The organism is Streptomyces sp. NPDC050121, from assembly GCF_044460385.1.
Taxonomy (GTDB): Bacteria; Actinomycetota; Actinomycetes; order Streptomycetales; family Streptomycetaceae; genus Streptomyces; species Streptomyces soliscabiei.
In genome coordinates, this window is sequence record NZ_JBITJV010000068.1 from 19,835 (window position 1) to 31,047 (window position 11,213).

The window sequence follows — 11,213 nt, forward strand, 5'->3', positions numbered from 1 at the left end:
TATACGAAACGAAGTCATTTCGTTTCGTATGAGCGTATGCTGTTCAGTGTGACCCCTCCCACTCATTCCGAACTCTGCAAACAGCTCCGCGCGTCCTCCGGAGTCGGCGCATGACCAAGTCAGCGGCCCGCCGGGGGCGTCCTCGCGATGCCGCCCGGGACCGAGCGTTGCTGGACTCGACTCTGGCCGTCTTGAGCGAGAGCGGGTACGGCGGACTCACCACCGCCGCCGTGGCCGCCCGCGCCGGTGTGTCCACCGCCACCCTCTACCGTCGCTGGCCGTCCAAGGAGGTCATGGTCGTCGCCGCCGCCGCGGCCTATGCCCACGACCTCACGGCGCCCGCGAACACCGGCACCCTAGAAGGGGACCTGCGTGCCCTGCTCCGGGCCAAGGCGACCTCCATGACCGGGAAGGAGGGAGGGGTTTTGCGGTCGCTGATCGCCGAGGCCGCGCACAACGCCGCTCTGGCCGAGGCGCTCACCAACACCTTTGTGGTGCCCGTACGCGAACGCATGGAGCACATCGTGCAGAGTGCGGTGGGGCGGGGCGAGATCTCGCCGGTCGAAGACGCCGGTCTTCTCGGCGACTTGGTGATCGGCCCCATGATGAGCAGGTTCTTTCTCACCCCGCTGATGCCGGACGACGTCGACGCGGCGTCCGCAGCGGAGATGGCCGACCGCCTGCTGCCCTTCCTCCTGCGTGCCGTCGGGGTGCAAGGACACGGGTGAGGCGAAATCCATGACGGGGTACACCTGTCCTGTATGAAGTGCACTTCGGTCAAGGAGCCGAAGTGGTCGGCGTCGTACGTGGCTGGGGCATGCATGGACGGAAGCCGCGGTCCCGTGCGGCCTGCTTCAGGAACATCGATCGTCAGAGGCGACCCGCTCGCCCTCGCGGAGCAGGTACTTCTGGATCTTTCCGGTGGAGGTGCGGGGCAGTTCTCCGAAGACAACCCGCTTGGGCGCTTTGAAGCGTGCGATGCGGGATTTGACGTGGTCGACGATGTCCTGCTCGGAGACGATGGCATCTGGCCGCAGCACGACGTACGCGACCGGCACCTCGCCCCAACGCTCGTCCGGGGCGCCGACGACGGCGACCTCGAGGACTGCTGCATGGCTGGCGATGGCCTGCTCGACCTCGATCGAGGTGATGTTTTCTCCGCCGGAGATGATGACGTCCTTGCTGCGGTCCCTCAGCTCGATGTATCCGTCGGGGTGGCGCACGCCGAGGTCGCCGGTGCGAAACCAGCCGTCGGGTGCGGCCGCGGCGGTCGCAGCGTCGTCCTTGAAGTAGCCCAGCATGAGGTTGTTGCCGCGCAGCCGGATCTCACCGATCGTGGTGCCGTCCGCGGGGACGTCCCCCCCTCCTCGGTCGACCACACGGGCGGTGAGGCCAATGACGTTAGATACGCCCTGGCGTGCGCGGAGTCTGGACTGTTCCGCGGCATCGAGGCCGTTCCATTCGGGGTGCCAGTCGCACAGCACCGCCGGCCCGAAGGTCTCGGTCAGTCCGTACAGGTGGGTGACGTCGATGCGCAGTGCCTTCGCGGCGGCGAGGAGGGTGGGGCTGGGGGGTGCCCCGCCGGTGAGGACGCGGATGATGTCGTCGACGTCGCGGGTGGCCTGCGGGGCGTTCACGACCATGGACAACACGGCAGGAGCACCGCACAGATGAGTGATCTGTTCGGCGTGTATGTGCCGCCAGATCTCGGAAGCCTCCACCTTTGGCAGGCATACGTGCGTGGCTCCGGCGGCGGTGACCGCCCACGGGAAGGACCAGCCGTTGCAGTGGAACATCGGCAAGGTCCACAGGTAGACGGAGGCCGCGCTCAGCTGGGTGTGCGTGACCATTGCGAGCGCCTGGAGGTAGGCGCCGCGGTGGTGGTACATGACGCCCTTGGGGCGTCCAGTCGTTCCGGAGGTGTAGTTGAGGGACAACAGCGCTAGCTCATTCAACACCCCAACGGCAGTGGGCACAGCCGCCGCGAGGAGTCGTTCGTAGGCGCCGTCGTCGCCCGGGCCCGCGCGCACGATCACGGGTGGATGCGACATAGCCTCGATCGCCGTGGCCACGAGGTCGTCGTACTGCGGATCCTGCAGGAGCACCGCGCTTTCCGAGTGCTCAAGGATGTAGCGCACCTCGGGGGCGGAGAGCCTGGTGTTGATCGTGACCAGCGGCGCACCGGCCCACGGAACGCCGTAGTGCGCCTCTAGCATGACGTGCGTGTTGGGTGCGAGCACGGCCACCGGCCGGCCGTTCGCGAGCGGGGCCAGGACGCCGGCCAGGCGACGGCACCGGTCGTGGAACTCGGCGTACGTGAACCGTTGGTCCCCGTCGATCACAGCCGTGCGGTCGGGGAACACCGCGGCCGACCGGTCCAGGAACGAAACGGGACTCAAGGCCTCGAATGACAGGGCGGGTGCCGCCGGGTTGAAGCTCATACATCGCTCCTTCACGCTCCGGCGGCAGGGGCGCTCGCGCTAGATCCCCATGTGCACCGGATAATCGATCTCTGTACCGGACATCAGGTCGAAGGCACGCTCGACCAATTCGTCCGTACCGACGGCCACTTGCAGATCTCCCGACCGGACAGCGTCGACCGCCCGCGTGCCGCCGAAGATCAGCTGGAGGAAGGTCCGCACCCGGCAGGTGATCTCAAGGTCGGGGCGAACGGGTGCGGGACCGCTCCTCGTCCGCATCCGGCCGTCGGCGATCTCAATGTGAAACGTCGCTCTGCCCACGTGCATCTCGTAGATCTCCTTGAGACCGACGAGTTTGTCCGGCGAGACAACGTTTGCCACGCTGAGCGCGATGAGGTCCACCCGTGTCGTCTTCGGATCGATCTCCGGAGACGGCGGAAGGGCCAGGCCCCACCGTGCAAGGGCGGCGAGCGGCTCCTCAAGCCCCGCGCCCCTCTCGGTCAGCTCGTACACGGCCACTCCCGCGGGAGGCGGCAGTGTGGCCCGGCGAACGATCCCGGCGTCCTCCAGGCTGCGCAGTCGCGTAGTCAGGCGGTTCGGTCCGAGGGCCGGGAGGGTGTCGACCAGATCCTTGAACCGCTTGGGTCCGAGCAACAGCTCCCGCACGATCAACAGGGTCCATCGCTCACCGAGGACGTCCAGGGAACGGGCGAGCGGGCACATCTGGCCGTATGTTCTAGCGGTTGTCATGCTCCTACTGTACGGCTCGATAACTCCTCACTATCCATGTTGTACACCGCCGCCGGTCCTGGTTCGCACGTCGCCATCATCGTCGTATCCCCACTGCGTCGGCGAAGGCTTCGAGCTCACGGCGGATGTCGCCGGCGGGTTGATACATGATCTCGGTGACACCGTTCGCCGCCAGGTCCTGGACCTTGGCCAGGACGTCGCCGGCCGTACCGGTGAGGGTGACGTGCTCGACCAGTGCGTGTCCCCCGGCGTCCCAGGCCGCGGTGTCGGCGTCGTTCAGATGCAGCAGGTGCCCGTTGTGCACCGCGAGGTGGCGTTGAACCTCTGGTGTCTTCTGCACGACAGCCAGCCAATCCGACCCTCCGGGCAGCGCCTTGACGGCTTCCGCGCCACCGAATTCGTAGGAGATGTGAAAGACCTGCGCCAGTCCGGGGCCTGCGGCCGTGCGCAGTCGCTCGCTGTCTAGGGTTTCGCCGTCACCGAGCACCGTCCCGACGGCCAGGTAGGAGACCTTCTCGAACTCCTTGGCCCGGTCGGGGACGCCGCCGACGACGAACAGACCGTCCCCGAGTGACGCAGCGATCTCGATGCCCTTGGGACCGATCGCTCCGATGTAGACCGGGATGGTGTCCGATGCACTCGGGAGCGATGCGGCCGTGTGCAGCATACGTAGCGGGCTGCCCTCCCACTCGGCCGTTTCACCCCGGAGCAGCGCGCGAAACGTCTTGACGTAGCGGGACAGGTACGTCCAGGAGACGGGCTGTTGTCCCATGGCCCGACGGCCGGTGTACCCGGTGCCGAAGGCCACGGCGACCCGCCCCGGGGCCAGGCGCTCCAGAGCCGCCGCTCCGCTGGCGTTGACCATGGGGTGGCGCAGCGCCGGTACGAGAACGCCGGGCCCGAGCCCGATGCGGTGGGTGCGCTCGGCGGCCAGCGCAAGGCACATCCACACGTCGGGGCTCTGCTGCGGTGTGTCGTACAACCATGCACGCCGGTAGCCGAGTTCCTCGGCGATCCGGATGTGCTCCGGGGTTTCCATCGTGGTCGCAAACGCCGCCGACACCTCAAGGCCCGCCCGACTGTGGTCGTAATCGGCGGAGGCAGAAGCAGTGGTGGTCATGAGTGCTGTCCCAAAGTGTTCGGGAGTCCTGTGGCCTGCACGTTGGCCAGCCGCAGTTGGCCGCGGGCGATGAGCTTGCCGGTGTCGGCGCTGGTGATGGCCACCTGCCACAGTTGCTGGCTGCGCCCCTGCTGGATCGCTTCGGCCAGTACCTCCACCGTCCCGGCGGTGATCGGCCGGAGGAAGTCCGTGCTGTTGGCCACTCCCACGGCGACCTGGCCGCGATCGGCTATCGCGGCTGACGCACCGACGGTGGCAGCGGATTCCACGATGGTGGTGTAGACCCCGCCGTGCACCACTCCCCAGGGGGTGTGGTGCTCAGCGCCCAGCAGCACCTCTCCCCGCACCTGCGTCTGCGTCACCTCGGTGAAGCGCAGACCTACAGCCTCCACGAAGGCGCTGCGGAACACGTCGAAGCCTGACAAAGGCACTCCGTCCCGGCCGGCTGACGGATTGGTCCTGGGCTGTGTCACCTGGCACCCTTACTCGCTCGCCTGGTTGGTGTCGTCCGCAGCCACTGCGGACGTGGGGCCTCCGAGGAGACCGTGCGCGCCGTACCAGACAGGCCCGACGTTGAGCCGGTCTGGGTAGCGGGCGACGATCTCGTCATAGAACTCGCGGGGGGTGGGCTTCTCGGCGAGCAGACGCTGCGCGTCGCGCAGGTACTGGCGGGTCTGGTCGATGATGGCCGGATCGTCGGGCAGGTCACGGTTCTTGTGCCCGGCCACCACGGAGCGAGGACTGAGCGATTCGAGGACGTCGAGCGCCGCCAGCCACGACTCGAATCCGCCGCCGGGCGTCTCCAGCAGCATCTGGTGTACGCCGTTGTAGACGACGTCGCCTCCGACGATCAGGCCGATCGAGGGGACGTGCAGCACGGTCGTGTCGTCGGTGTCGGTGTGTCCGACCTCGACTGCCTCGATCCGGTGGCCCTCCAACGTGAACCCGTCCGCGGGGATCGTCTGATAGACGAGCGGGGTGTCGGGGATGAGGCCGGGAAAGTCCGCGTCCCAGAACCACTCGCGCCCTTCGACGTTGCGGCGCATGATCCCGATGGTGCCCTCGGTGGCGTAAGGGATAGCTCCCGGGAAGCGTTTCAGCAGCTCGCCGGTGCCGAACCAGTGGTCGCCGTGGCCGTGCGTGGCATAGATGTAGGCTAGGCGCTTTCCGGAGCGCTCCACCCAGTCGCCCACCTGCTGTGTCTGTTCGTGGGTGAACGGCGGGTCGACCAGCACGGCTTCCCGGTCACCGATGATCAGCGTCGAGGCCAGCGGAGACGACACGATCACACCGCCGTCGGGCAGCCGTTCAGGTCGTGCTCGCGGGACCCCGTCGCAGACGTACACGTCGTATGTCAGTTCAGTCATGCCTGGTGTTCCTTTCGGCGCCGTGAGGCGATGTGCGGTGTCGCCGGACTTACGGCCGACGCGAGACAGCTCGGCGGCGCTATCCGAGCGGTGCGAGAAATTCCTTGATCAGGGAGGCCACCTCGGTGGGCTCTTCACAGGGAGCCAGGTGAGCCACGCGCGGCAGCACAACGAGTCGGGCACCGACGATGCGGTGGGCCAGATCGTCGGAATGGGGAGCCTGCGGCAACGCCTTGTCCTCGGCGCCGGCGATCACCAGGGTGGGGGCGGTGATCCCGTGCAGGGCATCGGTGACGTCGCTGCGGTCGCCCAGCACCGACCGCGCGGCACGTGCCAGTCCCACGGTGTCGAGGTTGTTGACCGTTGCGGCGAACTTGTGGGCGAAGGGGCTGTTGTGGCGGCGTGAGTGGTCGCTGAGCATCTGGGCCGCGACCAGTCGGCCCGGCCCGCCCGGAACGCCGACCCGGATGAGAAGGGAGGTCATGCGGACTCTGAGGCGTTCGAAAAAGCCCACACCCCGGGCGGTGGTGTTGGACAGGACCAGGGCGGTCACACGGTGCGGCGCGATGAGTGCGACCCGCAGCGCCACGAAACCGCCCCACGACAGTCCGACAAGGGCAGTCCTGTCGACGGCCGAGTCGTCGAGCACCTGAAGCGCGGCCTCACCGCACTCCTCCATGGTGAACCGCCGCGAGGCCGGAGGGCTGCCGCCCGTACCGGGAGGGTCGACCAGCAGCGTCCGCCACCCGAGCTCGTGCAGGCTGGCCAGCTGCGTGCCCCAGCTGGTCTCCCCGTCGCTGAACAAGCTCGGCCACAACAGCGCCACGGGGCCGTCGGCCGGGCCGGCATCCTGCACGTGGAGCGGGCCCAGCGTGGTCGACACGGTGAGAACGCGAGTGGCTGGTGTCGTCACAGGTGACGCTCCCACCAGTCCCGGGCCGCCCGGCTGCTGGGCTCGTAGCCGTCGAAGTAGATGCCGTAGTGGTCGATGCCAGGGATGACCTGGTAGTCGACGACACCACCGGGAGCGCCCTTGAGGATCTCCGCCGCGCGGGCCCCGTTGTCGGCGATGGGGAACATCTCCTCGTCGCCGGCGTCGATGATCAAGGTGGGAATCCGCAGCCGGTCGACCTGGGCGAGCGGGTCGTAGTGCGCGAACTTCGCCATGTAGGGGGTTCCCGCCATGTTCGGCCACGAGTCGACGCCCTGGGGAATCGAGGCGGTGTCGCCGCGGGCGGTGTCGATCGCACGCTTGCGGGCCAGTTCCGCGACGCGTCCACTCAGCGGAGCGATGGCGGCCACCTGCACGGCCAGCGCCTTGACGCGCTTGTCGTGGGCGGCCAGGTGCACGGCGATGCCTCCGCCGAAGCTGGTCCCCCACACCCCGATCCGGGCGGGATCGACGCCTGGCTCACCTTCGATGTAGTCCAGCGCCGCGCGCAGGTTCGCCGCCCAGGCGAACGGATCCACGAGGTCGCGGATGAACCGCACTCGGGCGCGTGCCTCATTGCCGTCATCGAGGTCGGGGATGCCGCCGACCAGTTGCAACGGGGAGCCCGAGTCGAACCAGCTGCCTTGCGTGAAGGTCAGGGTGATCATGCCCGCTGAAGCGAACAGTGCCGCATAGCGTTCCGCGGTGAGTTTGCTGCCGCCCCACCCATGACACAGCACGACGGCGGGCAGGGCGGCGCCAGGGGCGAGGTTCGTCGGTCGGTACAGGTCCGCGTCGAGCGCGATGCCATCGCTCCACACGGTGACCCGCTGACGGCCGACGCCGTCGGGCATGACCAGCGGCGGATAGGCCTTCTCAGCCATGACTCGCCTCTTCCAGGACCGATTCGACGGGCCACGCCTCAGCGAGGCTGTCCTTGTCCGTCGCCGCCGAGTGGATGCCGACCACGCGCCAGCCCTGGTCGGACTTGGCCACGCTGAACTGCACCGCCAAACGCTGGATCTCGCTCTCGTCGGCACGGCGCCGCGACCAGATCACCTCGACCGCGGCACCGACGGTGTTGTAGACGAGCACGCGTCGATCGGGCACTGCGGTGTGGCTGTATCCCGCCTCCCGCAGCGGAGCGTAGTTCATGTCCAGGAAGGCGAGCACGCTCGCGTCATCCAGGCACCAGAACGACTGTTCCAGCCCTGTGACGTGCAACGGGGTGCCCCAGTACTTGAGAATGAACTCGGGTCCCTCGTCGGACGCGCCCGCGGCCACAGCGACCCAACGCGGCAGGTAGTCCTCGAAGAACCATGCGGTCACCTCGGCACGAGTGGCCGCGACGGCTTTGTCTGACATGTCGACAGATTCCTTTCAGGAAGGACTTCAGTAGCCGGGCAATGCGCGGTCGGGACGGTGAAGCGCGTTTGACGCGCCGTCGACACCAGTTGCGTGACAGCCCCGGGAGCGAGCTCCCGACGTCACAGGTGGCTGTTGGGCCAGGCCGGACAGCCGCGCGCGTCCCCTTTCGGCGACAAGCGCTTACGACGCTCACGAGCACTCGTCGGACAGATGCTGCGCGCCGCCGTCGACCAGGTCCCGCGGATATTGGGCGCCCCCTTCACCTATCCGGGGACGCTAGCAGTAACTATAATAAATGTATAGCGTCAAGGGGAGGTTGCGCATGCCCCTGTTTCTTGTCGAGGAAGAGAGGGAGGCCGCCTTCTCTCGACTGAAGGGTGCAGCGACACGGCGAACCGCGGCTCTGGCCGGCTCGATCGGCTTGCTGTCGAGATCGAAGCCGGTATGGGCCGACTTCCCAAGCGCCTGTTCGATGCCCTTCCCTGGCGGCTGTGCATTGCCGATCGAAACGGGATATGTGCGGGCGCATCCGCGTGACAGTCCGGAGAGGGCCGAACCTGCCGTCCTCCTCGCGTCGGCGCAGCACCATTTAACTCGGCCGGACCCGCCGGAAGTTCAAGCCGGAGAGAAGCCGCGCCTCACCATCAGCGGTGCCGCCCGGCGGGTCATCCCCGATAGCCCGGCCGACGGTGTCACACGCATGCCCCCGGGTGCCCGCCCCGCGCGGTATCGCAGGCCGGGGCCGGCAGCGGCAGCTCGATCAGTGCTCATTCGGCGTTGGTGGTGCCTCTAGCTTTCAGAGCTTGCGCCCGCGAGGCGGAGGGCGAAGTCGCCGTACTGCCAGACGATCGTGTCCTCGGCGAGTTCGCCGTCCTCGCGATACCAGGCCGCGACCCCCATGCCGAGGTCGAGGACGGCATAGGAGACCAGTCGGGGGGAGGCGACGGTGAAGCACCCCTCCTTGACGCCCGCGTCGACGATCTCGCGGAAGCCGGCTTCATACTCGGCGCGCAGGGCCAGCACGCGACTGCGGTGCGGCTCGACGAGACTGCGGATCTCACGGTTTCCGACGAAGGCCTCGAGCCGGTGCCGGGCGTGGTAGCGAACGTGCGCCTCTGTGGCGCGGCGAAGGCGTGCCACAGAGCCTTCGCTGCTCGCGATGGCCGCGCGGTGTGCGGTGAGGAGGCCCTCCATCGTGCCGATCATGATCTGGGCGAGCAGGTCCTGCTTGGACGCGACGTGCTTGTACAGACTCGGACCGCGGATACCCACCGCGCGCCCGATGTCGGCCATCGTGGTCGCCTCGTAGCCGAGGCGCGTGAACAGCTCCAGCGCCGCAGCACGAATGTCGTCGGCTCGACTCACCCTCACCTCCACTTTCAGGACTAACAAACGATAGCCGACTCAGTCGGCGACTGTGACACGCACCATGGTGCATGTCACCAAGTGACCTCTTAGAGTCTTGGCTAATACTCATTAGCCAAGATTGGGAGTCGCCATGGCAGTCGACCTCACCCAGGATCCCGTCGCCGCGGACCTCGCGCGCCGCACCGCCGACTTCGTCCGCAACATGGTGATCCCGGCCGAGGAACAGCACCGTGGCGTCGCGCGGACCGAGAACGTCCGGATCGGGCTCCAGCGGGCCGCCAAGGATGCGGGTGTCTTCGCACCGCACGTCGGCACGGAGTTCGGCGGCCACGGCCTGGACATGCGGGGCAGGGCTGCCGTGTTCGAGGAGGCCGGATACTCCCTGCTCGGTCCGCTGGCGCTGAACATCGCTGCCCCTGACGAGGGCAACATGCACATGCTGGAAGCCATCGCCACCGCCGAGCAGAAGGAGCAGTACCTGCTCCCGCTCGCGGCCGGCGCTGTCCGGTCCTGCTTCGCGATGACGGAGCCCGCGCCCGGCGCGGGCTCCGACCCCAGCGCCCTGACGACCCGCGCACAGCGCGTTGCGGGCGGCTGGCGCATCGACGGACACAAGTGGTTCATCACCGGCGCCGATGGCGCGGGGTTCGCGATCTGCATGGCCAGGACCTCGGGTGAACCCGGTGACCAGGGCGGCGCGACCATGTTCCTGGTCGACGCCGACAACCCCGGCATGAAGACGGTCCGACACATCGACACGCTCGATGAGAGCCTTTACGGCGGCCACGTCGAGCTGAGCTTCGACAACTGCGTCGTACCGGACGAGGCGGTGCTCGGCGAGGTCGACCAGGGCTTTGGCTACGCGCAGGTACGGCTGGGGCCTGCTCGGATGACCCACTGCATGCGGTGGCTCGGCATCGCCCGCCGTGCACAGGACATCGCCGTCGCCCGGGCCGCCGACCGTCGGCTGTTCGGCTCACGGCTCGGTGATCTCGGCATGGTGCAGCAGATGATCGCCGACAACGAGATCGACATCGCGGCCGCCCGTGGACTGATCCTTCAGGCCTGCTGGGAGCTCGACCAGGGCCGGTCGGCCTCGCAGTCCACCTCGATCGCCAAGACCTTCTGCGCCGAAGCCGTGTGGCGGGTCGTGGACCGGTCGCTGCAGATCTGTGGCTCGCTCGGGGTGTCCGGCGACATCCTGCTAGGGCGGTTCCTGCGGGAGGTGAGGCCTTTCCGGATCTACGACGGCCCGTCCGAGACCCACCGCTGGGCCATCGCCCGCCGTGTCCTGCGCCGCCACACCGAGACGGCCACTCGATGACCAGCGCGGACCGCATCACCGTGGACGGCCTGGACCTGCCCGCACTCGAGCGATTCTTCGTCGCACATGTGCCCGGCTTCCGCGGCGGACTTGCCGCCGAACTGCTGCAGGGCGGGCGGTCGAACCTGACCTATCTGGTCACCGACGGGCACACGCGGTGGGTTGTGCGCCGTCCTCCGCTGGGCGGGCTCACTCCTTCCGCGCACGACATGCAGCGCGAGTACCGGGTGGTCGCCGCGCTCGCAGGCAGTGACGTCCCCGTGGCCCGTGCCGTGGTCTTCGGGGAGACCGGCGACGGACTCGGGGTGCCCTTCTCGGTCGTCGAGCACATCGACGGCCAGGTCATCCGGACTCGCGAGCAGCTGCACGCCCTGCCCGACGGCGAGATCACACGCTGCGCCTACGGTCTGGTCGACGTGCTCGCGCGCCTGCACGCCGTCGATCCCGGCGCGGTCGGGCTGGCGGGGTTCGGGCGGCCGCAGGGCTATCTGACGCGTCAGGTCCGGCGCTGGTACGACCAGTGGCAACGCGTCCAAACCCGCGAACTCGCCGACGTGGAGCGGCT

At 68.0% G+C, this 11,213-nt stretch carries 12 protein-coding genes; 3 read left to right on the forward strand and 9 right to left on the reverse strand.

Going from position 1 to position 11,213, the window contains the following annotated elements; all coding sequences use genetic code 11:
- Positions 1-110 precede the first annotated feature (110 nt).
- Positions 111-728, forward strand: coding sequence for a TetR/AcrR family transcriptional regulator (locus tag ACIBTS_RS47085; protein WP_399327799.1), 618 nt, complete (start codon positions 111-113; stop codon positions 726-728).
- A gap of 126 nt (positions 729-854) precedes the next feature.
- Here ACIBTS_RS47085 and ACIBTS_RS47090 read toward each other — a convergent pair whose 3' ends face one another.
- From ACIBTS_RS47090 to ACIBTS_RS47130, 9 genes are all read right to left on the reverse strand, one after another.
- The gene (locus ACIBTS_RS47090) at positions 855-2,441 is read right to left on the reverse strand and encodes an AMP-binding protein (RefSeq protein WP_399327801.1); all 1,587 of its coding nucleotides are present in this window, start codon (positions 2,439-2,441) and stop codon (positions 855-857) included.
- 39 nt (positions 2,442-2,480) lie between these two features.
- Entirely contained in the window at positions 2,481-3,170 is a 690-nt protein-coding gene (locus ACIBTS_RS47095; RefSeq protein WP_399327803.1) for a winged helix-turn-helix transcriptional regulator, read from the reverse strand.
- 76 nt (positions 3,171-3,246) lie between these two features.
- Positions 3,247-4,290, reverse strand: coding sequence for an LLM class flavin-dependent oxidoreductase (locus ACIBTS_RS47100; protein ID WP_399327804.1), 1,044 nt, complete (start codon positions 4,288-4,290; stop codon positions 3,247-3,249).
- The gene (locus ACIBTS_RS47105; RefSeq protein ID WP_399327805.1) at positions 4,287-4,715 is read right to left on the reverse strand and encodes a PaaI family thioesterase; all 429 of its coding nucleotides are present in this window, start codon (positions 4,713-4,715) and stop codon (positions 4,287-4,289) included. The genes ACIBTS_RS47100 and ACIBTS_RS47105 overlap by 4 nt, the downstream gene beginning before the upstream one ends.
- A 57-nt stretch (positions 4,716-4,772) precedes the next feature.
- On the reverse strand, positions 4,773-5,657 hold the full coding sequence (locus ACIBTS_RS47110) for an MBL fold metallo-hydrolase (RefSeq protein ID WP_399327806.1): 885 nt from the start codon (positions 5,655-5,657) through the stop codon (positions 4,773-4,775).
- Between the two features lie 79 nt (positions 5,658-5,736).
- Positions 5,737-6,540, reverse strand: coding sequence for an alpha/beta fold hydrolase (locus ACIBTS_RS47115; protein ID WP_399327808.1), 804 nt, complete (start codon positions 6,538-6,540; stop codon positions 5,737-5,739).
- A 26-nt stretch (positions 6,541-6,566) separates the two neighbouring features.
- Positions 6,567-7,472, reverse strand: a complete 906-nt coding sequence (locus ACIBTS_RS47120; RefSeq protein WP_399327810.1) for an alpha/beta hydrolase — start codon at positions 7,470-7,472, stop codon at positions 6,567-6,569.
- Positions 7,465-7,953: a hypothetical protein gene (locus ACIBTS_RS47125; protein ID WP_399327812.1), complete on the reverse strand. Its 489-nt coding sequence runs from the start codon at positions 7,951-7,953 to the stop codon at positions 7,465-7,467. The genes ACIBTS_RS47120 and ACIBTS_RS47125 overlap by 8 nt, the downstream gene beginning before the upstream one ends.
- 792 nt (positions 7,954-8,745) lie before the next feature.
- Positions 8,746-9,321: a TetR/AcrR family transcriptional regulator gene (locus tag ACIBTS_RS47130; RefSeq protein ID WP_399327814.1), complete on the reverse strand. Its 576-nt coding sequence runs from the start codon at positions 9,319-9,321 to the stop codon at positions 8,746-8,748.
- Between the two features lie 133 nt (positions 9,322-9,454).
- On the opposite strand from ACIBTS_RS47130, the gene ACIBTS_RS47135 reads away from it, so the two are divergent.
- Complete coding sequence (locus ACIBTS_RS47135) at positions 9,455-10,648, forward strand: acyl-CoA dehydrogenase family protein (RefSeq protein WP_399327816.1); 1,194 nt, start codon at positions 9,455-9,457, stop codon at positions 10,646-10,648.
- A partial coding sequence (locus ACIBTS_RS47140) for a phosphotransferase family protein (protein WP_399327818.1) occupies positions 10,645-11,213 on the forward strand: 569 nt, incomplete at its 3' end. The genes ACIBTS_RS47135 and ACIBTS_RS47140, both read left to right, overlap by 4 nt.

What these genes read in the sequence shown, in the direction of transcription:
- ACIBTS_RS47085 (WP_399327799.1), top strand. Translation starts at nt 111, where the DNA reads ATGACCAAGTCAGCGGCCCGCCGGGGGCGTCCTCGCGATGCCGCCCGG.
- ACIBTS_RS47090 (WP_399327801.1), bottom strand. Translation starts at nt 2,441, where the DNA reads ATGAGCTTCAACCCGGCGGCACCCGCCCTGTCATTCGAGGCCTTGAGT.
- ACIBTS_RS47095 (WP_399327803.1), bottom strand. Translation starts at nt 3,170, where the DNA reads ATGACAACCGCTAGAACATACGGCCAGATGTGCCCGCTCGCCCGTTCC.
- ACIBTS_RS47100 (WP_399327804.1), bottom strand. Translation starts at nt 4,290, where the DNA reads ATGACCACCACTGCTTCTGCCTCCGCCGATTACGACCACAGTCGGGCG.
- ACIBTS_RS47110 (WP_399327806.1), bottom strand. Translation starts at nt 5,657, where the DNA reads ATGACTGAACTGACATACGACGTGTACGTCTGCGACGGGGTCCCGCGA.
- ACIBTS_RS47120 (WP_399327810.1), bottom strand. Translation starts at nt 7,472, where the DNA reads ATGGCTGAGAAGGCCTATCCGCCGCTGGTCATGCCCGACGGCGTCGGC.
- ACIBTS_RS47125 (WP_399327812.1), bottom strand. Translation starts at nt 7,953, where the DNA reads ATGTCAGACAAAGCCGTCGCGGCCACTCGTGCCGAGGTGACCGCATGG.
- ACIBTS_RS47135 (WP_399327816.1), top strand. Translation starts at nt 9,455, where the DNA reads ATGGCAGTCGACCTCACCCAGGATCCCGTCGCCGCGGACCTCGCGCGC.